Source organism: Polaribacter sp. Q13 (genome assembly GCF_016858305.2).
In the GTDB taxonomy this organism is placed as follows: Bacteria; Bacteroidota; Bacteroidia; order Flavobacteriales; family Flavobacteriaceae; genus Polaribacter.
The window spans coordinates 348,594-375,592 of the sequence record NZ_CP074436.1 but is presented as its reverse complement, the minus strand read 5'-3'; the positions used below and the strand labels follow the sequence as shown (position 1 = coordinate 375,592).

Sequence of the window (26,999 nt, the reverse complement as noted above, 5' to 3'; positions counted from 1 at the left end):
TGTTTATACAGGCGATTTTATATTGGTATAAATTCGAACCTTAGGTTTCCCTGTTCCACGAGCATTCTTAATTTCAACTTTCCAAGCAGCTTTTAATTCATTTAGAATTGATGTATGCTTAGGTTCATTAATTAAGTTATGTAATTCGTTTGGATCTTTTGTTAAATGATATAATTCTTCATACACCGGTTTCTCTCCCTCTAAAGGTCCTTCAATAAAATTACGATACACTGCAAATTGACTTGGGTGCACTTCATATAGCATAATGCGCTGAGACACCTTATATTCCTTTGAATATTCTACAGATTTTGCTGCCGAAATATTATTGTTTTGATAATACCGAATATATTTCCATTCTTTAGTTTGAACAGCTTCACATCTTGGGTTCCCAAATTTAGTAGACCATAAATTTTCTGTATACACGTAATCACGAACTTCTTTTGTATTTCCATTTATAAAACCGGAAAGATCTTTCCCCTGAAATGCTTCTGGAATAGGTGCGCCAGCTAGAGATAATAAAGTTGGTGCAATATCTATAGTTTGTACCAAAGCATCACTTTTATACCCTTTTTTCTGCTTTGGATTGTATATAAACATTGGTACATGAGTTGTTTTCTCGTAACACAATGCCTTTCCTCCCAAACCTTGTTCCCCCATAAATAAACCATGATCTGAAGTAAAAATAATAATCGTGTTTTTATCTAATTTCATCTCTTTTAATTGCTTTCTAAGTTTCCCCACTAAACGATCTATCCCTGTTATACACTGTATTTGACGAATATATCTTTCTCTTTCTGTAGCAGGCGTATCAACATAATTATACCCCATTTGGCGGTCGCTAGCATGTAGCAATTCTGCTGGTAATTTAGGTGTTTTTATATCTGCTTTAGCAATATAGTTATCCGGTAATGGTATATCAAGGTCACGATATAATGTGCGGTATATAGCATCATCTGTTTCTCTTAATTTCATAGTAGATGTGGTTGCTCCATGTGGTATATTAAACATTAAGTTTAATAAAAATGGCTTATCCGCAGGGCGATTATCTAAAAAGCTAATTGCTCCTTTTAATCTTCTTGCATTAGGATCTAAAAATTGATCTACACCTTCTTCTAAAACTTCAACTTGTGTTTCTGCAATAGCATCTTCATATATTTTATGTCTTTCCTTCGGATAAAAATAAACACCACCATGACTAGCGTACCAATAATCATAACTTTTTTCTGCCAATCCGCTTTCATAACCTAAGGTACCAATTGGCGAATGGTTTTTACCAATGTAAGCTGTATAATATCCTGCTTTACGCATTAATACAGGGTAAGATTCAGCCCAAGCTTCTTCTGAAACAGCTGTAGCTGAATTAAAATTTACACTATGTTTTCGCTCATATTGTCCTAATAAAATAGAAACTCTACTAGGCGTACATATAGCACTAGTTACATGTGCATTAGTAAAAAGAACACTTTCTCCTGCCAATTTATCAAGGTTTGGTGTTTGTATTGTTTCATTCCCGGTACACCCCATCATTCCATAGGATTGATCGTCCGTTAGAATAAAAATTATATTTGGTTTTTTTTGAGCACTTGCTGCAAAAGCATACAAGGCTAGTACTGTTATTAATAGTAATTTTTTCATTTGATATTTTTTTAATTCTAAAATAATGTAGAAGCCTTATTTGAACGAAGTGCTAAATAGCTTGCTTTCATCTGTTCAATTCGCTTAGCTTGTTTTGGGTTATTAATTAAGTTTTTTGTAAAATCTTCAGTTTCATTATCTTTAAGATTGTACAATTCTATTGGATTAAGCTCTCCTAAAACCTTCATACTTTCACCTTTCATTATTAATTTCCAATTACCTTCACGTATGGCGTAAAATGGACCTCCAGCTTCTTGCGAAGCATGCATTAAGTATTTATGAAGCGCTTTCTTTTTCCCTTTTGTAAAAATAGGTAGCAGATTGGCTGAATCTATTATTTTAGTTCTATCCACAGAAACTCCTACAACAGAAGCAATAGTTGCTACCATATCCTGCCCAAAAACAGCAACATTAGATTGGCTATTCGGTTTAATTTTACCAGGCCAAACTGCTACAAACGGAATACGGTGACCTCCTTCGTAAATAGCTCCTTTTTTACCTCTAAATTGATTGCTAGAATTATGCCCTGCGTCTACAAGTAACTTATTTTCGTTTAAGCCTCCGTTATCTGATGTAAACACAAACAACGTATTATCATACAATCCATTCTTTTTTAAAGATGCTACTAACATCCCAACCTGCACATCTAACTCTACAATCATATCTCCGTGTGTTCCTAAAGTTGCACCTGCAATTTTTTGTCCATTTAATGTAGCGGTAGGTGCATGCGGAACATGAACTGCTTGACTGCAGTAATACAAATAAAACGGTTTCTTATTGTTTGCTTGTTTATGAATATAATTTACAGCTTCATTCACTAAAATGGGTCCTGCTTCTGAAGGTTCCCAATTAGAATCTGCCACACTACCTCCTTTTATTCTTTTTTTCTCATTTTTAAGCTTTAGCTGTTCATAAGAAACCCGAGTCATTTTTGAATCTTCTTGTAGCTTCATGAATTTTCCATTTTTATAAAAAGCAAAAGGTACATTCTGTATCCCTTCTGGCAAGGCAACAGAATAATCAAAACCATAATAACCAGCTCCCTTGTCAACTTTTTCATAACCTGAAACCGTTTTTGGTTTAGAATCCCAATCTCCTCCAAGACCCCATTTCCCAAAAAAGGCAGTATTATATCCTCCTTGTTTTGCTATACGTGCTACGGTAGTAAATTTAGGTTCTATTCCGGCATCCCTATCTGGACCCCAAACACCCCAAGGTCCTTTTTCATTTCTATATGAAAAATTACCGGTTAACATAGAAAATCGAGTTGGTGCACAAAGTGATGAAGGTGAGTGCGCATCAGAAAATCGCATCCCTTGATCAATTAATTTATCTATATTAGGAGTTGGTACAATAGGTTTTTTTCCTGTTCGTTGATTGTGATAAAAGCCAATATCTCCCACACCAATATCATCTGCCATAATAACAACTATATTTGGTTTATTTTGGGCAGTGAGCTTAGTTTCGGTAAAGAGAACTACAATTAAGGATACTAATAGTATTTTATTCATTTCTTTCTATTTTAACTTTTTGATGTACACATAAAAAGCAGCAAACTTCTTTTGGTCTTCTCCTATAAAATTGGCTTCAAGATGCTGTCTTCCTTCTGATAAATATGCCTTGAATTTTACTTCCTTTTTTTGCATATCTACTTTTCTCTCCATATGAATACCTTCAATGTCTAGTATTACTTTTTCAACCTCTAGTTTTACACCTGCTGGTTTTATATCATACCAAGAAGATTCTACTCCTAATTGTGGCACGGCAGCACTAAATCCTAAATTAGATTCGTGTGGCCATCTTCTTAACTCAATTTCATATTCACCTTCCTCTTGTACATCAATCATCCAATAACCGGTACCTAATGCTGGCTTTTTGCTACTGTATGGGTCTCTAATGTAGGATTGATCCCAAGTCACCTCGTCAAAAGTGTGTAAGTCGTGTGCTGTAATGGTCGTTTCCTTAATATTTGGTACTCCAACTGGGTAAGCCTCATAGTGTCCAAAATCGCGAGAGGTATATGCCCACCATTGCTCGTAAGCATCACGCATTTCTTCTACTTTTTGTGGATTTTTATTTGCGATATCCGTTTCTTGACCCGGATCACTGCTTAAGTTATATAATTTTTTTCCATTAATTAGGCGCCAATCATTCTCCATTACAGCAGAAGAACGCCATTTTTCTGGCTGTTGAATTCTGTTGTTATCGACCACACAATAACGTTTTGGCCAGTCTTTTACTTCTTGTTTAATTAAAGGAGAAAGGTCGCGTCCATCTCGTCCTGAATTAGGATCATTATTTAATCCACATAAACCAATTAATGTAGGTAAAATATCAAAATTCATAGCGAGTTCATTTACATCATAACCGCCCTCTATTTTACCATCCTTCCAATGAATAAAGAAAGGAACTCTATGTCCTCCTTCGTAAGCAGACCCTTTAAAACCTTTCATTCCTGCATTGTACACATATTTACTTTTCCCATCTTTTACGGTTTGGTAAGCAGCACCATTATCCGTAGTAAAAATTAAAATGGTATTGTCTTTTATGCCTAGTTCTTCTAGCTTTTTCTCAAGAATTCCAATGTTATCATCGATATTGGTAATCATACCAAAATAAGCTTTCTGCAATTCATTTAATTCGGTATCCTTTTTATACAGGTCATAATATTCTTTGGGAACGTTATACGGGCCATGTGGCGCATTGGTTGACAAGTATACAAAGAATGGTTCGTCTTTTTTAGTTTCAATAAAATCGATGGCCTCAGAGAAAAATACATCGGTGCAATAGCCCTTATATTTTTGAGGAGTACCGTTGTGCCAATAGGTGTCATCGAAATAATCGTTATCCCAAAAATCTGGTGTTTGCCCTACTCCACCTCCACCATGTACTACTGTTTCATCAAAACCACGATCTTCTGGCTTGTATGGATATGAATCCCCCAAATGCCATTTTCCAAACATCGCTGTTGAATACCCATTTTGCTTGAATATTTGTGGCATAATAGTGAATTTCTCCCTCATTATACTGCATCCTCCGATAGTGTGCCAAACGCCTGCACGGTTTCCTTCAGCTCCACTCATTAAACCAGAACGACTAGGTGCACAAGTAGTACCTGCATGGTAATTGGTAAAGCGTATTCCAATGTCATGGAGTTTATCCATGTGGGGGGTCTTAATAATCCTGTTCCCCAGGGCTCCAATATCGCCATAACCCTGATCATCTGTGATAATTAAAATTACATTAGGTTTTTTTTTAACTTGTGCTGTTCCAATTGTAAAAAATTGGACCATTAAAATGAAATAAAAGAATTTATTGAACATTATTTCTTATTTTTTAGTGTTATTGTATTCATATCTTCTTGGTGATAAATATTTACCTTCTGAGGCTATAGGCCAAGCATCTGTCCTAAAACAAGCCACAGGTAAATCATTTTTATCAAAAAGATTAGCGTTAGGCATGTCTGACCAAGCATAACGGACTGCAACAGGTTTTTGAATTTTATCAGCATAGATTTCTACTTTATTTTTATCAATTATTTTAGCTTCTGCCCAAACAAACTTTTGATCTGCTCCGGCAATAGAAAATCCTTTAATAGTATTGGTATCAAAAGCATATAAACCTTGGTCTATATTATTAAACGTAATAATTATTTTATTTCCTTTAATCTCCATCGACTTATAACGTGGGCTTTTACCTTCTATATCATATCCATATGCTTCATCTAAAGCTAATCGAGACAAACGGTTACCCATTTCTTGCTTGTTGCGATAGTGAATAAAGTTTCCTTCTCCCACATCCATGGATATTACTTCTCCTGTATTGGGTAAGGAAAGGGTTTTGGACATTCCTTCGCGTAGTTCAGCCCATGAACTCGTTTTTGGTTCTAAATCTGGTTCTTTCATACTTGCTATTTGAATCCAGTAGAAAGGGAAGTCCCCTTGCCCCCAGCGTTCTCTCCAAGAGTTTATCATAATTGGAAAAAGTTCGCTGTATTGATCACCACGTCCAAGGTTTCCTTCACCCTGACACCAGATAGAACCTTTTATTCCATAACCAATTACAGGATTGATAACACCATTATAAGCATTTGCTGGTGCATTTTGTCCAATTCGAATATCTCTTGGTGGACGCATTTTTTTTCCAGGTTTCCCTGCATTTTCCCATGCGATATATTGTTTTGTATAATCTTTAAACATCTTATCTGTAAACTGGGTCATTCTCCAATCCCAATCTTCTAAGAATTCAGGATGTTTGTATTTTTCTTCTATCGCATCACGCGGAATCCAGGTTTCTAAGGAAGAAGCTCCCCAGGAAGCATTAATTAAACCAATAGGAACTCCTAAAATTTTATGCAATCTTTTTCCAAAGAAATAACCAGCAGCCGAAAACTTAGGTAATGATTTTGGTGTACAAGCCTGCCATACTGAATCTCTTATTTCTGTTTGTGGTTTAGAAGATGCAACAAGAGGAATTGTAAATAAACGTATTTCAGGATAATCGGCAGCTAAGAGTTCTAACTCAGAATGATTAGAGTCCTCTACACTCCATTGCATATTAGATTGTCCGGTGCATATCCAAACTTCACCTACAAGAATATCATTAAAAATGATTTTATTTGTTCCTTTGATAATCATTGTATATGGACCACCTGCTTTCATTGAATTCAGCTTTATACGCCATTGTCCATTTTTATTGGCAACAGTTTTGTATGTCTGTCCTGCAATTGAAATTTTAATTTTTTCTCCGATAGATGCGGTTCCCCAAATAGGGTTTTTCTGATTACGCTGTAATACCATTTTGCTTCCAAAAATATTGGCAACTTTTACTTCTGCCTGAAGTATGAAAGTGCATAAACAAAGCATTGTTATAAATATCGTTTGTTTTCTCATAATTGTAACTTATTTTAATTTATGGTTCCCTAAATAAACCTTACTCTTAATAGTTTTTTTATACTTTTCTAATAGTTCTTGAACTTTTTCTTGATATGCAGGATTGTTTATATAATCTTTCATATCATCTTCAGTAATATTATCGTTCAGATTAAATAAGGAAACTGGTTTAGCAGTCAAATAATCTTTTGTTTTTTTATTTACTTGAAGTATTAGCTTCCAACCTTTATCATTAATTGCATATTCTTTCCTAGCACCACCTTGTATCATTAAAAAATCATGTGTTTTAGCTCCTTTTATCTGTTTAAATACTGGAACCAAATTATGAGAATCTTGAGCAACCTTTTTACCTATTTTTTGTTTTGTGATACCGGCTAAAGTTGCCATAATATCTAATCCAATGATAGGCTTATTGCTACTCGTGTTTTTCTCTACTACATTTGGCCAAACAACTATAAAAGGGACTCTGTGTCCACCTTCAAAAGGATCATTTTTTGCACCCCTATAGATGTCACTTGGTTCATGGTGAGCATTCCAAGTATCTCCATCAGTATGTAACCCTCCGTTATCGGATGTGAAAATAATAACCGTATTTTCATAAATGCCCTGAGCTTTTAGTTCATCAACAAGCATTCCTACCTGTACATCTAACTCTTTGATCATATCAATATGTTTAGATGGTGTTGTTCCTTTTATTTTTACGCCATTAAGTTCAACAGGAGCTGCATGTGGTGTGTGAACTGCTTGAGAACAGTAATACATAAAAAACGGATCCTTTTTATTCGCATTTTTTGCAATATAATCTACAGCTTTATTTGCTAATAGAGGTCCTATTTCACTCGGATTCCAATTTGAATCTCCATAACCTTCTCTACTAAAGTGGTCTACACCAATACTAGTCATATATGCCTTCTCAATCACTTTTATGGTTGAGTTTTTTCGAAGTGGTAACCAATCATGGTTTTCGTAAATTGCATAAGGCATACCCTGAATTCCGGCAGGTAAAGTAAGGCTATAATCGAAACCGAATTGCTTTGGACCACGCAAAATTCTACTAATATCAACAGGTGCACGAGCTTCCTTGCTTCCTCTTTTTGGAACAAATATAGTTTTGGGATCATCTTTTTGAGGAAAACCTGTACCCAAGTGCCATTTTCCAAAGAATGCTGTTTGGTAATTTGCTTTCTGCATTAATCTTCCAAGAGTCAGCTGGTCATCTTGAATTGCAGATTGAGAATAACCTCCCCAAACACCCCAAGGTTCTGTGCTTCTGTAGCAGCTATTTCCGGTCATAATTGAATATCGAGATGTTGCGCACAATGCTGCAGAAGCATGAGCATCCGTAAACATCATTCCTTGCGATGCTAAATTATCAATATGTGGCGTTTCTAAAACAATATGATTGCTATGTAATTTTCTATAATGTGAAATATCACCAACCCCTATATCATCAGCTAAAACAACAATTACATTCGGTTTTTTGCTCTTTTGTGCCTGAGTATTATTTGTAAAACCAACCATCAAAATTAGAGTTACTAAGTAAATTTCAATTCTATTCATTTCTATTATAGTTTTTTTCAATATTTAATTTTATTTACGAACTACTTTTACTCGTTTAGCCCATTCATACCATCTCTCTTTCATGGTATTTAGTTTCTGAGGATGTACCAATGCGAGATCATTCAATTCAGTAGGGTCTTTCTTTAAATTATAGAGTTCCCATTTTTTTCCATCTCCATCTTTTGAATATGCAATTTTCCAATCTCCTTTTCTATACCCTTTATTGGTACCATGCTCTACAAACCACTCGTCTCTGTCTAATTTTTTATCATGAACAACAGTTATCAAACTTAGCCCTTCCATAGGTTGAATTTTATTTCCATGATAATTTACAGGATATGCTGCATTTGTAACATCTACAATAGTTGGCATGATATCAATAATACTAGCAATCTCTTTTTTTAAAACATTTTTATTTTTGATTCCTTTCGGCCAATGCATAATAAATGGAGTAGCAACCCCACCTTGATGACCAGATTTTTTATATTTTCGATAAGGTGTATTGCTTAAATTAGCCCAAGATGGGCCATAGCTTTGATATGTTGTAGCTGGCCCAGGCATAAGATTTGGAATATTTTTGGGGATAACTTTTTCACCATCCAAAGTAACAGTCAATTCACGTGAATCAATATATTTTTCAACTTCATTCAAAGTTTCCATACACCCACCATTATCAGATAAAAATAAAATTAAGGTATTCTCAAATTCGCCTTCTTTTTTTAGTTCATCTATAATTCTACCAATACCTTGATCCATATTATCTACTTGGGCCGCATAAGTTTTCATGCGTTGTAATTCCCATTCCTTATTTTCTACAGAACTCCATTCTTTTGCACGAGGATCACGTGGACTTAGTTTGGTGTTATTGGGAACAATTCCCATTTTTTTCATTCTTTTTAATCTCTCTTCTCTTAAAATATCCCATCCTTTATCGTAAACACCTTCATATTTTTCAATATCCTTTTCTAAAGCATGTAATGGCCAATGTGGAGCTGTATAAGCAACATAAAAGAAAAAGGGTTGCTTCGCTTTTTCTTTAAAATGTTGATCTAAAAATGTTACTGTAGAATCTGAAATTGCATCTGTATAATAAAACTTATCTGTTGTTTTTAAATCTACGCTTTCATTATTATAGCTTATCGTAAAGGGATCAAAATAACTTCCTGCACCTTGTATGGTTCCAAAAAACTTATCAAAACCTCTCTGTTTTGGCCAATTGTGTATATCCTCTTTTGTATAAGAGTCTGCAACATGCCACTTACCTGTCATATAGGTTGCATATCCGTTTGATTTTAAAACCTCAGCAATTGTAACTGCCTTTTCACTTAAATCTCCATGACCATTACCAACCATTCCGCCAACACCTGCTTGATGCGGATAAAGACCTGTTAAAATGGAAGCTCTGGTTGGACAACATCTTGCGTTATTATAAAATTGATTAAAACGTACTCCGTTTTTCGCTAATCCGTCTAAATTTGGCGTTTTTACTTCACCTCCATAACAACCGATATCAGAATAGCCCATATCATCTGCCATAATTAATATGACGTTGGGTTGTTTAGTTTGTGCGTTAACAACTTGACTTAGCAACCCTACAAACAGTACTAATTTTATAATTTTAAACTTCATATGCTATAATTTTTCAAAACGGATTGCTCGTTATAATATCTTTCGTTTTTTTTACTGTGGTTTAATTCCTTTTGGTTTTTTACCCGTTTTAAACCACTCTACCAATAATAAATATTTTTTAGTTCTTGCCTCGCCTTCATACGAATCAAAGACATCTCCATTATCTGACATTCTTGGGTCTTTTTGTTTTTCTAATTCGCAAAAAAGTTCTTTATGAAGCTTCTTTTTAATTTGATCATATTTAGAGTTTGATGCCAAATTATGTAAACATTCCGGGTCTCTCTTTAAATCGTATAATTCCTCCTGAGGTCTTTTTCCGTAATTCCACTGAAAAGGCAAACTCGTTTTAGGTAAGTTTTTAGTATATTTTTTAGTTGGACTAGTATCTGTATCTCTATAATCTGCATCAGGAGTACCACTTGGCCATCTTTCTGGATGAAAATTATAAGAATACACAAAGTCTTTATTATGAATACTACGTACAGGATATCCCCAACCATTTGGTCTACTTGGGTCATTTCTTTCCCTTCCTGTTATTACAATATCTCTACTTTTATCCGCTTTATTATTAAAAATATCTAGCAAACTTTTCCCTTCCATTTTTATCATTCCGCTACCTTTTTCTTTAATATTTGAAATTTCAAAAATAGTTGGCGCAATATCTATAAAACTTGCAAAGTCATTGACAACTCTACCTGGTTTTACTATTTTAGATGGCCATTTTACAGCAAAAGGAACTCTTGTAGCAAAATCAAAAGGATGCCCTTTATATCTCGGAAATGGCATTCCATTATCTGAAGTTACTATGATAATTGTATTCTCTAATTCGCCTATACTAGCTAAGTAATCTAGCATTTTACCTAAGTGATTGTCATAGTGCTCTACCTCTACTGCATAATCTAAAATATCATGTTTCACATCTTCCGAATCTCCCCAAAAAGTTGGATAAAAATCTACATCAGCTAATTTTTTTCCATTTTTATTTACTCCAGATTTAAACTCATAACTTCTATGTGGTTCTTTACAACCATACCAAAAGAAAAAAGGCGTATCCTTCGGTTTATTTTCCATAAAAACCTTAAAATTCTCAGCATAATCTATTTTATTAATACCTGCAGCAGGTACATTTTTATTTTTGATTTCGTTATATGCTTTACCTGTGAGTTCTCTTTTTTTACCTTTTTCAAACATACCTGGTCCCCAACCTTTTCCGGTAAAACCGGTAGTATATCCGTTTTCACCCATCACTTCAATAAAACTTTTAAATTTATCTGGCCAAACAGGTGTTAAATTAGCTGCATTTTCTATTTGCCATGGATTTCTACCTGTAACAACAACTGCTCTAGAAGGAGAACATTTACTACTTGGTGTAAACATATTATTAAAAAGCAATCCTTCTTTGGCTACTTTATCAAAATTAGGTGTTTGTAAAAAATGATATCCATAAGCACTAGCGTGCGACATATCATCTGCTATTGCAAATAATACATTTGGTCTTTTGGTTTGCGCCATAGAAACTTGGCTAATAAAACCTACTAAAACGATTAAATTTCTAATTATTTTATACATGATTTCTATTTTTTATTCTTTTTTATTGAATTCTTTCCTTTAAGCGCTCTTGCGTAATAATTAGCCAATTCTTTTACTTTCTCTGGATTTGTACTTGCCAGATTAACCAACTCCGTTGGATCTTTTTTAATATTATACAATGCCCATTCTCCTTTGTTCATTTGTGCTATCTTAAAATCGCCACTTCTAAACATTTTAAAACCATTAATTCCTGAAATAAAGAAATCGGGTTCTTTACGTTGTTCTCCTTTAAAAATTGGCATTAAAGAACTTCCGTGTAAAGGTTTTGTAGCAACACCATTTATAGTTTCTGGGTATTCAATACCTAGAATATCTAAAAAAGTAGGTGCAATATCCACCACATGTCCTGGTTGATCAGTAAACGTATTGGGTTTGATATTTTTTGGCCAATAGGCAATAAATGGCGTATGACTGCCGCCTTCCATTCCAGATTGCTTATATTGTCTATAAGGTGTATTCGCTAAGTTTGCCCAGGTTGTACGCAAACTCCAATAAGAATTTGCTGGCCCAGGTTGTACATCTTTTACTCTATTAGAATAAAAAGGACAAGCCCCATTATCACTTAAAAAAAGAATAATTGTATTTTCTAGCGCGCCTTCTTTTTCTAATTTATCTAAAACACGACCTATGTTTTGATCCATTCTATCAATCATTGCAGCATACACAGACATTTCTAAATCTAGAGAATCTTTTTTTGCTTCGGATAAACCTTCCCAAGGGTAATAATCGGTATAATCCTTTACAAAAGGACCTCTTTTTTTGTTTAAATTATTCTCTGGCGGACTTAACTTATGTTCTTTAGAAATAACGCCCAAGGCAAGCATTTTTTTGTATCGTTCTTCACGTAATTTATCCCAACCTTTTTTATACTTCCCTCTATATTTCTCAATATCCTCAGGTCTTGCTTGTAATGGATAATGTCCGGCATGATAAGGTAAATACAAAAAGAAAGGCTTTTCTTCTTTGAAAGATTCATCTAACCAATTCAATGCATAATCCGTCATAAAATCTGTTTTATACATTGGTGAAATTTCATGCTTAATTTCACTCGGTTTTAATTCTTTACCGTTTAAAAGGAATTTCTGTGAAAATTCTCCAGATGGAGGTAAATAATACTCTGTAGTTGCCCAAAAAAGTAACGATTTATCAAAAGCATTTTGTGATCTGCAATACTCAGGTACCCAATTATTAAAATGCTCTTTACCACTCATCATACTGGTGTAACCCGCTTGTTTTGTTAAGTTGGCTAAATGAACCGCTCCGTTACCTCCACTATACAAACCTGTTAAGAGTGATGATCTTGTTGCTGCACATTTTGCCATATTATAAAATGTGGTAAATCGTAATCCTTCACTTGCCAGCTTATCTATATTTGGCGTTTCTATTTCTGCTCCATAAGCACCAATATCAGAGAAACCAATATCATCAGCCATAATTAAAACAATGTTGGGTTTTTTATGATTAGTTTGCCCAATAACTATATTTGTGAGTATCATAAAAGATACAATTACTAATTTAGAAACAACTTTTACATTCAGTTTCATATACTTTTAATTTTTACGTTTATTATTTATTATTTTGCTTTAGGAAAAATGGTTGCATATAAATACCTGCATCTAATAGCACCATCTAAATAATTAGTATTGAATATTAGTTTACCTATCTTAATAAAGAGTAGTTGCACCTGGTTTTCTCAATTCTAAAAACTTATTTTTCAATTGACTTATTTTTTCTTTGTACACTTCTTTTCCCTTAAGATTTCCTGATGGATCTTCTAAAACATTATCCTTAAGATTATACAACCCATCAACCTTTAAATCATCAAAAACATCTCTTTTAGTTACAGACATCACTAATTTAAAATCTCCTTCGCGAATAGCGTAATAACCACCTTTCCCTTTTTGAGCTTGATGCATTAAATATTTATGAATAGGAGCTTCGGATTTACCTGTTAGAATTGGTAATAAATTTGCAGCGTCTAGCACTACTTCTTTTTCTAAACTAACATTTGTAACTGCTGCTATTGTTGGCATCATATCATGACCAACCATAACAATATCCGATTTACTTTTTGGTTTTATATGTCCAGACCAAACGGCAACAAACGGAATTCTATGTCCACCTTCATAAATGGAACCTTTATATCCATTCTTACCATCACTAGAATCATGACCTAGTTTTTCTAATTTCGGACTATATTTATAATTTGGAAGTCCACCATTATCCGAAGTAAATACTATAAGCGTATTATCATATAAATTATTTTTCTTCAAAGCAGCAATCATCATACCTACTTGAACATCCAATTCTTTAATCATGTCGCCATGCGTTTCTAGTGTAGCACCTGCAATTTTTTCTCCATTTAATGTTGATGAAGGAGCGTGTGGCAAATGTACTGCCTGACTACAATAATAAAGAAAGAACGGTTTTTTAGTATTTGATTGTTGGTTGATATAAGTAACCGCTTTATTAGCCAAAACAGGTCCAGCTAATGTAGGATCCCAATTAGAATCACCAACACTACCTCCTACTTTTCTTTTATTCTCGTCAGAATATTTTAGTTGCTCAAAAGGAATTTTTGTAATTTTAGAATCGTCTTTAAGTTTCATAAATTTTCCATCTTCATAAAAAGCATACGGAACATTTTGAATGCCTTCTGGCAAAGCAACAGAATAATCAAAACCATAATAACCAGCTCCTTTTTGTACGTTTTCGTAACCAGAAATACTCTTTGGCTTCGCATCCCAATCGCCACCAAGTCCCCATTTCCCGAAAAAAGCGGTATTATATCCTCCTTTTTTTGCGACACGCGCTACTGTTGTAAAGTTTGGTTCTATTCCTGCATCTCTATCTGGTCCCCAAACGCCCCAAGGTCCTTTTTTATTTCGATATGAAAAATTACCCGTCATCATAGAAAAACGTGTAGGAGCACAAAGCGAAGCCGGTGAATGCGCATCAGAAAATCGCATTCCTTGGTCTATTAATTTATCAATATTTGGGGTTGGCACTACTGGTTCTTTCCCTGTACGTTGTTTGTGATAAAAACCAATATCTCCCACACCAATATCATCAGCCATAATAACTACAATATTGGGTTTGTTTTGTGCTGAAATAGTATTTGCGAATAAACAAAATAGCACTAAAATTTTAAGGAATTGTTTTGTTCTCATTATTTTATTTTTAATCATTAGGATTTACAATATTCTTCCAATCTGGATACACTTCTCGCTTTTTAGCATATCTACCTCCAACAACTAATGGTGCTGGTGGTGCTACATCTAACACTTTTTGAAGATTATTTTTAGCTTTCTGAGCCTCAATATTGTTTGTATCTAACTTTAAATTGTTTTTTTCATGCAAGTCATTCGGAATATCATATAACTCTCCTGTTTTATATAATTTATAAGTTTGATTTCTAACAAACTGAATTCCTTCAAATTTCCCCCAATAGGGTTGATATTGCCAAAACACCCAATCTCTTGGATTACCTTTTTTATTTTCTAATTGTGGTAAAAAGCTACGTCCATCAATAGGATCGTCTTTACCAAGTTTAATTTTTGCAGCACTTGCAATTGTTGCATAGAAATCTGTAAAATCTACTAAATCGTTACTTTGAACACCCTTTGGCGTATGTCCTTTCCAATACGCAACCAACGGCACATGTGTACCCATATCTATGGTTTTTCCTTTTCCTCCAACAACATTTTCTCCTTTCCATTTTGAAGTAATAGAAGCTGTACCGTTGTCCGAAGTAAATAATATAATTGTGTTGTCTAACTGACCAACAGCTTCAACTTTATCAACTATTTTACCCACTATTTTATCCAAATAACTCACCATTGCCACATAATTGGCTTTTTTTAATTTTTTGTCTTTCGGCGTATGATTTGCATTTTGAGACCTATCTCCATCACCAATAGTATCTGGTGTAGGAACAAAAGGACTGTGCACCAACACCGTTGGATAATACACAAAGAAAGGTGCATCCTTATTCTTTTCTATAAAATCACAAACAAAATCAGACATAATATCTGGACCGTATTTTCCTTGATTATCTTCTATACTAAGAAATTTCCCGTTTTGAAGTAAAGGCGGACTCCAAAAGCGTTCTCCTCCATTTTTTCCTTTTTTTTCTGTAGTTACTTGCCATAAACAAGACTCATCAAACCCTGCCTTAAATGGTCTTGTTTTATCTAAACTTCCCGGTAATTTATTGTACAATCCGTTTAGTTGCCACTTACCAGCAATGGCTGTTTTATAGCCGTTATCTCTCATTAAATTTCCAAAAGTTTTATCTTTTGGATTCAAATATCCAAAATGAGTATAATTTCTAAAATTGTATTGACCCGTCATAATTTTTACACGAGACGGTGTACAAATTGGCATAGAATAACAATGATTAAATTGAAGTCCTTTTGCCGCCAAAGCATCAATATTTGGGGTTTTATAATCTTCTGCTCCGTAAGTACTAAAGCAATTCCAACTTACATCATCTGCCATAATAAGGATGACATTTGGTTTTTCTTGTGCAGAAAGTTGGACAAAAACTAAAAATATCAATAAGGAATTTAAAATATTGGTTTTACATTTCATCTGTCTTAAAATTAAAAATGGTTTTTATTTTTTTGAAATATCTTTTGTTAAATCAGCGTCATAATCCTTCATTTTATTTAAAAGCTCATTTGCTTTTTCAGGATTTTTTTCAATTAAATTTTCAGATTCTGATATATCTTCTTTCAGATTAAACAACTTAATTTTAAGATCATCTCCTTTAGGTTTATACCAACCTGCTTTTCTGTACCCTTTAATTAAATATTTCCAATCTCCCTGACGAATTCCATCTATTTTTGTAGAATTAGAACCATAGAAATACATTTCTTTTCTTGGTGATTCTTTCGTTTTCCCTTTTAGAAATTTTGAAAGATCATAACCATCATAAACCCTATCTTTTGGCATGCAAATACCGGTGAAATTTGCAATAGTTGGAAGAACATCTAACGAAGAAACTACTTCATCACTTGTAATGCCCGCTTTAATCTCTTCTGGAGCCCAAAATATTGCTGGTACTCTTTGTCCTCCATCATAGGTTTCAAACTTTCTTCCTTTTAATGGTTTTGCAGAACCATGACTATTTGGCCCATTATCTGAAGTAAAAATAACAAGTGTATTTTTATCTAACCCATTTTCTTTTAAAGTTTTAAAAACTTCACCAACACTCCAATCTATTTCTGCAATAGCATCATAATATGGAGTACTTCCGCTGATTCCTTTAAATTTATCGCCAACAAAAATTGGCACATGAGGAAAAGAATGTGCGAAATACAAAAAGAAAGGTTTCTCTTTATTTTTTTTGATAAATGAAACAGCTTCTTTTGTATATCTCTCAGTTAAAGTCGTTTGATTTGTAGGATACTCTACAATCTCATTACCTCTTAACAAAGGCGCTTTTTCTTTTAATTCATTTTTGTATTTTTTCTCTCCGCTATCTACTTTTTTAATATCGGCATGCATCATTTCTAATGTATAACCGTCATTTAAAACAACGTTTGGCGAAATGTCAATTCCTGAGGCAATAGACATATTATTGCTATATGGAATTCCGTAATAAGAATCGAAACCTTGGTTTAACGGAAGGTATTTTTTAGCATGTCCTAAATGCCATTTTCCTACCAAACCAGTTGCGTAATTTTTCTCTTTTAGAAGTTCTGCAATAGTTATTTCATCTGTAGGTAATCCTTTTTCATTTTTCTTTGGAAACAAAACTCCAGGAATACCAACACGTTTAGGCATTCTACCTGTTAACAAAGCTGCTCTTGAAGGAGAACACACGGAAGAAGCTACATAAAAACTGGTTAGTTTTAAACCTTCTTCTGCCATTTGATCTATGTTAGGCGTTTTTACTTTATTTGATCCGTAACAACTTAAATCTTCATAACCTTGATCATCAGTAAAAATAACAATCACGTTTTTTACTTGAGATTGTAGTATTGCTGTTTGGAACAATGCTAAAAATAGTATTACAAAATATTTCATATTTTCTTTTTTTTTATTGTTGAATATCTTCTTCTAATTTTACATCAAATGCTTTCATTAGTTTAATAAGCTCTTCTGCTTTTTTAGGATTTGTTTTAATCAAATTGTTTTTTTCTGAAATGTCTTTTTTTACATTGTATAGTTTATCAACCAAATCATCGCCTTTTAATTTCCCTGCATTTTTTACTTTGTGTCCTTTATATAGAAATTTCCAATCACCAGCACGAACTCCATCAATAACTGTTGTATTTGCAGAATAATAATACATTTCATTTCTTGCCGATTTTTTTGAATTCCCACTTAAAAATGCCGTTTGATCATATCCGTCATAAATTCTATTATCGGGCATTTCAATTCCAGCATATTTAGCTATGGTAGGAAAAATATCTAAAGAAGAAATTAATTCGTCACTTTCAGATCCTGCTTTAATTTCCCCTGGCGCCCAAATAATTCCTGGTACTCTTTGTCCGCCTTCATAAGTAGAAAACTTTTTCCCTTTTAAAGGTTTGGCAGAACCTAAACTATTAGGCCCATTATCTGAACAGAAAATAACCACTGTATTTTTATCTAATTTATTTTCCTTTAATACTTTTAAAACTTCACCAACACTCCAATCAATTTCTTTAATAGCATCGTAATAAGGACCACCGTTACTTGAATTTTTAAATTGATCGCTCACATAAATTGGTCTGTGTGGAAACGTATGTGCGAAATACAAAAAGAACGGTTTTTCTTTGTTTTTTTTGATAAATGATATGGCTTCTTTGGTATATCTTTTTGTTAAAGTTGATTGATCTGCAGGATATTCGATCACCTTATTCCCTCTCATTAAAGGCGGTTTGTTTCTTAATTCACTATAATGTTTATCCACTCTTTTTGCATCAGAATGTAACTGTTCAATGGTATAGCCATCATTTAAAACTACATCCGGAGAAATTTCCATATTAGGCGCAATAGACATATCATTACTATATGGAATTCCGTAATAAGAATCAAAACCTTGATTTAAAGGTAAATACTCTTTTTCATGACCTAAATGCCATTTACCAACCAATGCGGTTTCATAATTTTTTTCTTTTAAATGTTCTGCAATTGTAATTTCTTCTGGCGGCAATCCGTGTCCGTTAAAAATGGCTGGAGTAGAAAATAAAACTTTGGGAACTCCCGCGCGTTTTGGCATTCTACCGGTTAATAAAGCCGCTCTTGAAGGAGAACATACTGATGAAGCTACATAAAAACTTGTTAGCTTCATTCCCTCTGCTGCCATTTGATCTATATTAGGTGTATGGACATTTTTAGAGCCAAAACAACTTAAATCTTCATAACCTTGATCATCCGTAAAAATAATGATGAAGTTTTTTTTCTGGGTCTGAGCATGCATCATGTTTATCAATAAACAAAAAGCGATTAGTATTTTAAATTTCTGCATATTATTTTCTTTCAATTTTAAAAACCACTGCAAATTTACATGGCTGTGTTGAAGGTAATTTTAAAAGCATTCCTTCTTTGTTTTGGCTCCATTTAATCTGTTCATTACTACCTAACATCGAAACCGATTTTATATCACCAGGATATAGTTTTCCATAAGTTCCTAGACTTCTAATATTTAATTCTTCTCCTGGCCAGTCTAAGCAAATAGCATACAATACATTCTCTTTTTGTGTAAAACGAATGTCTTCCGAAGTGTATTTTGGAATAAAATCTCCATGATTTTTTCCTTGACCATGATGACCCGGATTTGTAACTTCTGTTGGGCCTTCACCATAAAATACCCAAGGCATGGTACCATAAATTGCTTCTCCATTCATTTTTAACCAATCTCCAATTTCAAAGAGTTCTTTTTTAACTTCTTCTGCAAAAGTACCGTCTGCTTTTGGAGGAACATTTAATAACATTCTACCATTTTTACTAGTCATATCCACTAACATATCTAACCAACATGCCGGCATCTTTTACTTTGTTTAAAGGATTGTAAAACCAAGTAGCGCGCCAATCAAAATGACGTTGCATGTTTACATCTGCCATCCAAGGATCATATTGTAAACCCAATAAATTTCCATCTTCAATATCTCTTACACCAATGCCAACAGGAATATCATGCGTTTTATAAATAACCTCAACTTCTTTATTCCACTCTAACCCCTTGTTAAAGAAATAACTAATCATTTTTTGTTGATATGTTTCTGGCGCACTTATCAATTTATTAGAAACATTTGGAAGTAAACGGCCATTTACCATTTCCTTTTTTAATACTTTATGAACTGTACCTCCAAAACCGGTATCAAACCAAATCATATCTGGTTGATATTTATCTACAGATTCTGAAATTCTGGCGTACCACGCATCAAAAATTTCATCGCTAATTCGTCCGTTATTAGAAACTGCATATTTAGAATTGTCTTGTGTAGGATCTATAATTGATTTATTTTCTAAACTTATTTGCCCCCACATTCTACTCCAAAAATCACCTATATGATAACTTGCAATTACGGGCATTCCTCTTTTATGAAGTTCTTTAGACAAACTGCCATAAATATCAACTTTAGGTCCCTTTTTAGTAGAATTCCAGTTTGTAATATCACTATCCCAATTTACAATGCCACTACCATGCCAAGCTACAGGACCACCAAATTGTGCACCTGTTCTCTGCATTACATCTACCCAATTTTTAGCACTAAACTTATCTCCTTTCCATTTCTCGATAGCTTGCAACCGAGTAATTTCATCTTTTTTATACATAACCTCAACTGTTTGAGGTCCCCAATGACAATAAATACCAAACTTTAAATCATCGAACCAATTAGGCGTTTGGTGCTTTCTTAAAGAAGTCCAATTGGCCTGATATTGTTCTTTTGAAGCTTCTGCAATCTGTTCGTTTTTTACTTTACAAGAGATTGATAAAACTCCAATTAACAAGAAAATTATATATTTTTTAGTATTCATATTATGAGAAAGTTATATTCCTTTTTCGTTTTGAGTTCAACTAATACTTTCTAAAAACCCATTGATATTACTGATGATCAACCACCAAAAACTGACCTACTTGAAATACTTTACCTGGTGCTAATTTTATCAATTTTACTGTGGTTGTATGCACTCCTCTTTTTAGTTCCTTCAAAAAAGTATATTTGGTTTGAGTTTTTCCATTTCGAGATTTCATATCGAAAATTTTAGAAATACCATCCGTAGTTACTTCTACTTTTATTGCTCCTTTAGCTTCTAATATTGAAGTAAAACCTAATAAAAATCCTTCCCATTTTAATGTAAATGTTTCGCCAATGGTTTCAGTTTTCATCGCTTTCTCAAACAGTGTTTTAGTACCACCATTTTTATCTGTTAAATCATCATTGATCATCGTTTCATCACCTAAATCAACATTTTGCCAATTTTTACTAAATTTAGCTTTCGTAACTGGCACTAAAGAAGCTCCGGAAAAATTATTTTCAGCCAAAGGTTTAGGGATTATATGTTTTCCTGGAGTCCCAAAATTTTCAATAGATTTTAAAGACCTTACTAAAACATCTCTATAAATATCATGCCCTGCTTCTACCGGGTGTGTACCATCATTTGTAAATACTATTTTACCTTTTGATGGACTGTCTCCTTTTTGAAACACAAGCTTATCTTCATTTAATAACTTTACAACTTCCAATCCAAATTCTATAGAAGTAATTCCATAATGATTGGCAACTGGCTCCATAAATTTACCTGCATTGGTTTGATTTCCTTTTTGAATATCGGCAATCATACCTTTTGCAATGGTATATACAATACAGATTTCTGCATTCGGATTCTTTTTTCAAATTTGTGGAATCAATCCTTCTAAAGCACGCCCTTGATACGCGCCACCATTATTAACTCTGTATTCAATAAAAACCATATCTGGATTGTGTATCAACAAATGATTGTTTATTCTACAAGCTCCATATTCTGGACCTGTTCCTCCAATTGCAGCATTTACTTGTGTAATATTTGCTTTTGGATACTCACTTTTAAGCCATTCTATAGATTTAGTTCGCCACAACCCACCATTGGTGATGCTTCCTCCAATATATCCAATCTTTACATCTTCGCCTGCTTTTAGTTTTTTAAAGAAGTTTGGCAAACCGTTCCTTACTCTAAGTTCCTCTGTTTTATTTGGATCGAAATTAAATTTTTCTTTGGAAACTTGTGCTAATAAACTGCTTGAAGCGATTATAAGCAAACTAAAAAATAATGTGATTTTAAATTTCATCTGTATGTTTTTTTTTTAATATTTAATCTTTTATTGTTCTTGGTAATACTAAATTTTCCAACTCAATAACTCATTCATCTCCAAAAAGAAGAACAAGGCCCAATCTTGATCGTTGGCAAACTCATCATAGAATTCCGCTTTAACGCCATTTACTTTTTCTGGATAGATGTAGGCAGCAGCGCCAGTTCCATCATTTCTAATATTACACAGATTGTTTTCTAAGCAAATTTTCCCTCTACGTAAATAATCTTCATTCCCAGTAGCTGCGTAGTATAAAATATAAGCACGACCAGTAAGTGCAGACCAATAATGCGGCATTGTGTCTCCCCAAGATTGTCTTTTACCAAACCAATACCCATCCCAATGACGAATTCCTATTTCATTTAAATGATAATCTGGTTGCTGACCATTAAAAGCTTTTAAGATTTCCAAATGTTTTTCTCCTTCTTCTAAATAATGTTTATCCTTAGTAATTAAGTACAATTCCATGTAAAAATTAACGGCAGGAGAAACAATAGACTGTTCAAAAACTACTTCATGACTTGGGTAATTAATACCGTTTTTGTCATACTCTATTGCTACTTTTTTATAATCATTCAACAGAATTTCAGCTTCTTTGTTAAAACCTGCTTCACGCAAATAATCAATACTTTTCTTGATAGGCACACAGATTGCATAAAAATCATATCCAAATTCTTTATACCATTTTCGCATGGTATGATAACAATCCATTATGTAAACAGGATTTTTAGTCTGCTTGTATAATTCTGCATAAAATGCTGCTACCCAAGGATAATTATATCCTCTATGTCTTTTATTATGAGCGACTGTAGAGTATACTTTATAGTCTTTTGTTTGTAATTTGTAACGTACAAATTGATAATACTCTTCAAGAGACTTCTTATATTTTTTATTCGAATTCGGAAATTGTTGCAACCAATTCGCAATGGCAACTCCCATTCCCAAACGTTCTGCGCCTTCATCATGATCTACTTTAAAAGGAATATTCGGATAAATTTCATTCTCTTCATTGTCATACACCATATAAGCACCGAATTTCTCATCCGTTTTATCTCCCATTTGTTGCTTATCGATGATAAAATCAACTCTATTTTTCATTAACTTTTCCGTTGGAGTCGAATAAAAAAGATTGATGACCGTCTTTTTTCCGTTGTAGTTTAAGGTTACTATTTTGTCTCCTGGTTTTTTTGCCTTGTATTCAACTGAAATTAAATTCCCATTCTGTTTCAATTTAAGTGACTTTCCATCAACACTACAACTTACATTTTCTAATTTATTTTTTGATTTAAAACGCATTTTAGCTGTTTCTCCCACAGGGATAAAATACTTATCTGCTTCGGCAATTACAGTTCCACTTTCCAACGCTTTTTTGTAGAAATCTTCATATCCTTTATGCCAAAACACTTTCCATGTTAAACCATAATTATCTCCTGGTTTAATGGTTGTTGGTTCCACTTTTAGTGTAATTCCTCCACGTAAATTAGAACCTGCTACTTTTCTTGGTAAATCTCTTGTGTTTATTAATTCATAATGACGAATACTTCCTTCCGTTACAACTAATCCTAAATGAGGTGCTTCAGTTCCCATTCTAATAGCATTTACATAAGAAGAATTATATCCACCAGCCCAAACATGTGTATTGCAACGACTCGTCATACATACTTCTGCACCACCAGCATACCAATCTTTAAAAGGGGTATAAATTCCCATATCAACTACTTTTAAGGTCTCCGAGCAGTTGTTTTCTATTTTGAAATTCTCAATTAAATCCCCATCAGCATTAAAAGAACGTGTAATTTTTAAAGTGAAATCTGTAAATTCATAAGACAATATTGTTTTACCATTCTTTTCAGAAATATCAGATACTGAATTCCATTTATAGGTTTCTTGCTTTCCTGATTTTTCTAGAGTAATAAATCCAAGTCCCCATGCATATTCAGGTGTAAACCATTCTAAATCGGATCCATCACAATTGAAAATCCAATTCATTTTGTATTTATCACCCTTATTCATAATCTTTTGGATACCTCCTGTATTTATATCTGTATGGATTATAAAATCTTTATTTTGAGCAGTAACATTTCCTAAAAACAGGAAACCTACTATCAAAAATAAAATACTCTTTAAATTATTTTTCATTATTTCTTTTCTAACGTTTAAAATTATCCGAATTAATCAAAACTACTTATCCCAATTGTCCTCAATTACTTTCTGAATATTAGGATACTTAGCATCCTCTTCATTTAAAGACTTTCGCTTTTCTTTTAAATCCTTTTTTAATTGCTGTATAATTTCTGCATACGCAGGATCATTGTACTTATTATCCATTTCTTTCGGATCTTTTTCCAAATCATAAAACTCCCAAGCTGCTGGCGTATTCATGGCAAATAATGGTCTTTTCTTTTTACCTTTCCAATGCACCAAATCATCTCTGTATGGTTCACCATAAAAAAATATTAACTTGTACTTTTTTGTTCTAATTCCAAAATGAGCAGGATTGTTGTGCTTGTGTGCCATGTGCATCCAATAACGATAATAGGTAGATTGCTGCCAATTTTCTGGTTCTTTACCCGTTTCTAATAACTCACTAAAACTGTTTCCTTGCATATAAGATGGCGTTTTACCTCCTGCCAATTCTATAATGGTTGGTGCATAATCTGTATTATTTACAATGGCATCAGTTCTTGTTCCGGCTTTTATCATTTTAGGATATCTCACCAAAAACGGCATGCGCATTGCTTCTTCATACATCCATCTTTTATCGATATAATCATGTTCTCCCAGCATAAAACCTTGATCTCCGGTATACATAATTATAGTATTGTCCATCAATCCTTCTTTTTCTAAATAATCAAAAAGACGTTTTACATTATCATCTACACCTTTTACGCAGCGCAAATACCTTTTTAAATATTCTTGATACGCTTGTCTTTTGTATTCATCATCAGAAAGATTTGGATCAATTTCCATATGTTGCCCCATGTTTCTAATTACATTTCTTTTTCCGACGGATGAACCTATGGTATCCATTAAAGAACCATTAATTCCTTTAGTAGCTATAGAACCATTATTCTGATTATCCCATAAACTTGCAGGTTCTGGAATGGTAACATCTTCTAAATAATCTTTGTAACGTGGCGCAAATTCAAACATATCATGCGGCGCTTTAAAATGATGCAACAACATAAATGGCTTGCTTTTATCTCTAATATTTTTTAACCAATTTAAAGAAGCATCCGTTACAACATCAGAAGAATGACCTTCGTATCTTTTCCCCGGAAACGTTCCCGTTTTTTTATAAAGCTTATAATTAGAAACAGAATCTAACGCTCCTTTTTCTCGCATTACAGGATTAAAGTATTCTCCTTGATTGTAAAATACTTTGTAATAACCAAAAGCTTCTGGTGCATCTTTTAAATGCCATTTTCCCATCACCGCCGTTTGATAGCCCAATTTATTCATTTCGATAGGCAAATATTGTCTGTCTGCAGGCAAATTCCCGTCTAAATCTAACACGCCATTAGCTTGACTGTATTGTCCTGTAATAATACTTGCTCTTGATGGTGTACAAATAGCATTGGTACAAAAGGCATTTTCAAAAAGAATTCCTTCTTTTGCCAATCTATCAATTGTTGGTGTAGGATTCAGTTTTGCCAATCGACTACCATACGCACCAATAGCTTGCGATGTATGATCATCTGCCATGATAAATATGATATTCGGTTTTTGACGTTCTTTTACTTCACTTTTATCAACACCACAGCTACTTAAACTTAAAAAAGCAACGGTTACAACAAGAAAATTCAACATTGGAGTTTTCATACTATTCTGATTTATACTTTATGATTTTATATCTGATACTTATTTTAAAGTAATTTTATATACAATGGCAGCTTCACCAAATTCTGGCATTTTTTTAGGTGATGTAACTGTCAATCCTTTTGCTGTTTTATTCCATTTGATACGTTCTTTACTTCCTAAAACTTTTATCGATTTAATTTTTAAATCTTTTGCTTTTCCTGCAAAAGTTTCCAAAGTAATTTCTTGTTTCGCACCTGGCCATCCTAATTGAATAGCATACACCGTATTTCCGTTTTTTGTATATCGAACATCTTGATCGTTTAAATCTTGAAGTCCTGCTTTAATTGCTCCGTAAGCATTCCAATCATCATTAGGGTTTTTTACCAATTTTGTTGGACCTTGACCAAATTCTACAAACGGACGCGTTTTGTAAATTGCTTCGCCATAAGCTCCTAACCAATTACCAATTCCATTCATTGCAGCCACTTGTTCTTCAGGAATTATTCCTTCTGCCATTGGCGCTGCAGCTAAAATCATCACACCATTTTTACTTACAACTTCAGCTAAAATTCTAATTGCTTTTTGCGGATTAATAGCAGAACGCTTGTCTTTATTGTATCCCCAAGAACTACCTATCTGAAAATCTGTTACCCAAACATCTGGCATAATATCTTCCATAGTTGCTCTTTCTAAATTCACAATTGCCAAATCCGTTGGAAAAAAATCTCCTTTTGTATTTACAACCACTTCTTTATTTAACTCAGCTGCTTTGTTAAAATAATTTGCTAAAAATTGTTTACGGTATTTTTCATTTATATAACCCTGAGCAAAATCCATCCAAATATAATCGGGACAATAATCATTTATTACTTCATCTAATTTTCCTAACCAAATGTCACATTCTTCTTGATAAGTCATCGTTCCATATAACTTACGGTATTTTGGATCTGAAGGCACTTCATTATTTTTGTACACAGCATTGTGCTCACTTAATGGACGAAGCCCACTGTTTTCACTTTTTGGAAAAAACATCATATGAAAACCATGATGAAACGTGGTCATGAATTTTAAATCGCGTTTTTTAACCTCCAATGCCATTTCTTTTACAACATCAATCTTTGGACCCATGTTTTTAGAATTCCACTCATTTACTTTACTTTCCCAAAGCGAAAAACCATCATGATGTTCTGCAATAGTTCCAATAAATTTTGCGCCCAAATGCTCAAACATATCTACCCAAGCTTTTGCACTAAATTTTTCCCCTTTCCATTCTGGGATAAAATCGTGGTATTGTTTATCTCTTCCGTAGGTTTTTGTGTGGTAATCATAAATATCTTTACCCCAACTTTTTCTACGATCTTTATCATACATAAAACGCCCGTACCATTCATTTCCATTAGCAGGAACATTGTACACTCCCCAATGAAAATAAACACCTAATTTTGCATCGGCAAACCATTCCGGAGAAGGTTTGTGCTTCTTTAAACTTTCCCATTCTGGTTTAAAATTTTCTTGTGCGTTTGATACATTAATTGCTGTAAAAATGGCAAACAGCACTAATACTATTTTTTGTTTCATATTCTTTTATTTTAGAGTCTTTTAGT

Annotated in this window: 19 protein-coding genes; all 19 read right to left on the bottom strand. The window is 33.5% G+C overall.

What is annotated here, in order from left to right:
* Nucleotides 1-3: 3 nt before the first annotated feature.
* The 19 genes from JOP69_RS01575 to JOP69_RS01485 all read right to left on the bottom strand — a co-directional run bounded on the left by JOP69_RS01575 (nt 4) and on the right by JOP69_RS01485 (nt 26,973).
* Nucleotides 4-1,635: a sulfatase-like hydrolase/transferase gene (locus tag JOP69_RS01575; RefSeq protein WP_203393816.1), complete on the bottom strand. Its 1,632-nt coding sequence runs from the start codon at nt 1,633-1,635 to the stop codon at nt 4-6.
* A 17-nt stretch (nt 1,636-1,652) separates the two neighbouring features.
* On the bottom strand, nt 1,653-3,146 hold the full coding sequence (locus tag JOP69_RS01570) for an arylsulfatase (protein ID WP_203393815.1): 1,494 nt from the start codon (nt 3,144-3,146) through the stop codon (nt 1,653-1,655).
* Nucleotides 3,147-3,152: 6 nt separating this feature from the next.
* On the bottom strand, nt 3,153-4,928 hold the full coding sequence (locus tag JOP69_RS01565) for an arylsulfatase (protein WP_252191219.1): 1,776 nt from the start codon (nt 4,926-4,928) through the stop codon (nt 3,153-3,155).
* A gap of 36 nt (nt 4,929-4,964) precedes the next feature.
* Nucleotides 4,965-6,527, bottom strand: coding sequence for a sialate O-acetylesterase (locus JOP69_RS01560; RefSeq protein WP_203393813.1), 1,563 nt, complete (start codon nt 6,525-6,527; stop codon nt 4,965-4,967).
* A 9-nt stretch (nt 6,528-6,536) separates the two neighbouring features.
* Nucleotides 6,537-8,087, bottom strand: a complete 1,551-nt coding sequence (locus JOP69_RS01555; RefSeq protein ID WP_203393812.1) for an arylsulfatase — start codon at nt 8,085-8,087, stop codon at nt 6,537-6,539.
* A gap of 30 nt (nt 8,088-8,117) precedes the next feature.
* Nucleotides 8,118-9,716, bottom strand: a complete 1,599-nt coding sequence (locus JOP69_RS01550) for an arylsulfatase (protein WP_203393811.1) — start codon at nt 9,714-9,716, stop codon at nt 8,118-8,120.
* 51 nt (nt 9,717-9,767) lie between these two features.
* Nucleotides 9,768-11,285 (bottom strand): sulfatase, encoded by a 1,518-nt coding sequence (locus JOP69_RS01545; RefSeq protein WP_203393810.1) that lies wholly within the window; start codon nt 11,283-11,285, stop codon nt 9,768-9,770.
* Nucleotides 11,286-11,290: 5 nt separating this feature from the next.
* The gene (locus JOP69_RS01540) at nt 11,291-12,850 is read right to left on the bottom strand and encodes an arylsulfatase (RefSeq protein WP_203393809.1); all 1,560 of its coding nucleotides are present in this window, start codon (nt 12,848-12,850) and stop codon (nt 11,291-11,293) included.
* 120 nt (nt 12,851-12,970) lie between these two features.
* Nucleotides 12,971-14,476 (bottom strand): arylsulfatase, encoded by a 1,506-nt coding sequence (locus JOP69_RS01535; RefSeq protein ID WP_203393808.1) that lies wholly within the window; start codon nt 14,474-14,476, stop codon nt 12,971-12,973.
* 10 nt (nt 14,477-14,486) lie between these two features.
* Complete coding sequence (locus JOP69_RS01530) at nt 14,487-15,899, bottom strand: sulfatase-like hydrolase/transferase (protein WP_203393807.1); 1,413 nt, start codon at nt 15,897-15,899, stop codon at nt 14,487-14,489.
* 24 nt (nt 15,900-15,923) lie between these two features.
* Nucleotides 15,924-17,339 (bottom strand): sulfatase, encoded by a 1,416-nt coding sequence (locus JOP69_RS01525; protein ID WP_203393806.1) that lies wholly within the window; start codon nt 17,337-17,339, stop codon nt 15,924-15,926.
* A gap of 13 nt (nt 17,340-17,352) precedes the next feature.
* Entirely contained in the window at nt 17,353-18,768 is a 1,416-nt protein-coding gene (locus tag JOP69_RS01520; protein ID WP_203393805.1) for a sulfatase, read from the bottom strand.
* A gap of 1 nt (nt 18,769) precedes the next feature.
* Nucleotides 18,770-19,288 (bottom strand): alpha-L-fucosidase C-terminal domain-containing protein, encoded by a 519-nt coding sequence (locus JOP69_RS01515; RefSeq protein ID WP_203393804.1) that lies wholly within the window; start codon nt 19,286-19,288, stop codon nt 18,770-18,772.
* Complete coding sequence (locus JOP69_RS01510) at nt 19,248-20,282, bottom strand: alpha-L-fucosidase (RefSeq protein ID WP_203393803.1); 1,035 nt, start codon at nt 20,280-20,282, stop codon at nt 19,248-19,250. The genes JOP69_RS01515 and JOP69_RS01510 overlap by 41 nt, the downstream gene beginning before the upstream one ends.
* A 67-nt stretch (nt 20,283-20,349) precedes the next feature.
* Nucleotides 20,350-21,087 (bottom strand): hypothetical protein, encoded by a 738-nt coding sequence (locus JOP69_RS01505; RefSeq protein ID WP_203393802.1) that lies wholly within the window; start codon nt 21,085-21,087, stop codon nt 20,350-20,352.
* 51 nt (nt 21,088-21,138) lie between these two features.
* Entirely contained in the window at nt 21,139-21,573 is a 435-nt protein-coding gene (locus tag JOP69_RS01500; RefSeq protein ID WP_203393801.1) for an SGNH/GDSL hydrolase family protein, read from the bottom strand.
* Between the two features lie 48 nt (nt 21,574-21,621).
* The gene (locus JOP69_RS01495) at nt 21,622-23,733 is read right to left on the bottom strand and encodes a hypothetical protein (RefSeq protein WP_203393800.1); all 2,112 of its coding nucleotides are present in this window, start codon (nt 23,731-23,733) and stop codon (nt 21,622-21,624) included.
* A gap of 42 nt (nt 23,734-23,775) precedes the next feature.
* Nucleotides 23,776-25,416, bottom strand: coding sequence for a sulfatase (locus tag JOP69_RS01490; protein ID WP_203393799.1), 1,641 nt, complete (start codon nt 25,414-25,416; stop codon nt 23,776-23,778).
* A gap of 39 nt (nt 25,417-25,455) precedes the next feature.
* Entirely contained in the window at nt 25,456-26,973 is a 1,518-nt protein-coding gene (locus tag JOP69_RS01485; protein WP_203393798.1) for an alpha-L-fucosidase, read from the bottom strand.
* Between the last annotated feature and the right edge of the window lie 26 nt (nt 26,974-26,999).

Excerpts from the sequence above, each read along its gene's own strand:
- JOP69_RS01575 (WP_203393816.1), bottom strand. The coding sequence starts at position 1,635 with ATGAAAAAATTACTATTAATAACAGTACTAGCCTTGTATGCTTTTGCA.
- JOP69_RS01570 (WP_203393815.1), bottom strand. The coding sequence starts at position 3,146 with ATGAATAAAATACTATTAGTATCCTTAATTGTAGTTCTCTTTACCGAA.
- JOP69_RS01565 (WP_252191219.1), bottom strand. The coding sequence starts at position 4,928 with ATGGTCCAATTTTTTACAATTGGAACAGCACAAGTTAAAAAAAAACCT.
- JOP69_RS01560 (WP_203393813.1), bottom strand. The coding sequence starts at position 6,527 with ATGAGAAAACAAACGATATTTATAACAATGCTTTGTTTATGCACTTTC.
- JOP69_RS01555 (WP_203393812.1), bottom strand. The coding sequence starts at position 8,087 with ATGAATAGAATTGAAATTTACTTAGTAACTCTAATTTTGATGGTTGGT.
- JOP69_RS01550 (WP_203393811.1), bottom strand. The coding sequence starts at position 9,716 with ATGAAGTTTAAAATTATAAAATTAGTACTGTTTGTAGGGTTGCTAAGT.
- JOP69_RS01545 (WP_203393810.1), bottom strand. The coding sequence starts at position 11,285 with ATGTATAAAATAATTAGAAATTTAATCGTTTTAGTAGGTTTTATTAGC.
- JOP69_RS01540 (WP_203393809.1), bottom strand. The coding sequence starts at position 12,850 with ATGAAACTGAATGTAAAAGTTGTTTCTAAATTAGTAATTGTATCTTTT.
- JOP69_RS01535 (WP_203393808.1), bottom strand. The coding sequence starts at position 14,476 with ATGAGAACAAAACAATTCCTTAAAATTTTAGTGCTATTTTGTTTATTC.
- JOP69_RS01530 (WP_203393807.1), bottom strand. The coding sequence starts at position 15,899 with ATGAAATGTAAAACCAATATTTTAAATTCCTTATTGATATTTTTAGTT.
- JOP69_RS01525 (WP_203393806.1), bottom strand. The coding sequence starts at position 17,339 with ATGAAATATTTTGTAATACTATTTTTAGCATTGTTCCAAACAGCAATA.
- JOP69_RS01520 (WP_203393805.1), bottom strand. The coding sequence starts at position 18,768 with ATGCAGAAATTTAAAATACTAATCGCTTTTTGTTTATTGATAAACATG.
- JOP69_RS01515 (WP_203393804.1), bottom strand. The coding sequence starts at position 19,288 with ATGCCGGCATGTTGGTTAGATATGTTAGTGGATATGACTAGTAAAAAT.
- JOP69_RS01510 (WP_203393803.1), bottom strand. The coding sequence starts at position 20,282 with ATGAATACTAAAAAATATATAATTTTCTTGTTAATTGGAGTTTTATCA.
- JOP69_RS01505 (WP_203393802.1), bottom strand. The coding sequence starts at position 21,087 with ATGATTGCCGATATTCAAAAAGGAAATCAAACCAATGCAGGTAAATTT.
- JOP69_RS01500 (WP_203393801.1), bottom strand. The coding sequence starts at position 21,573 with ATGAAATTTAAAATCACATTATTTTTTAGTTTGCTTATAATCGCTTCA.
- JOP69_RS01495 (WP_203393800.1), bottom strand. The coding sequence starts at position 23,733 with ATGAAAAATAATTTAAAGAGTATTTTATTTTTGATAGTAGGTTTCCTG.
- JOP69_RS01490 (WP_203393799.1), bottom strand. The coding sequence starts at position 25,416 with ATGAAAACTCCAATGTTGAATTTTCTTGTTGTAACCGTTGCTTTTTTA.
- JOP69_RS01485 (WP_203393798.1), bottom strand. The coding sequence starts at position 26,973 with ATGAAACAAAAAATAGTATTAGTGCTGTTTGCCATTTTTACAGCAATT.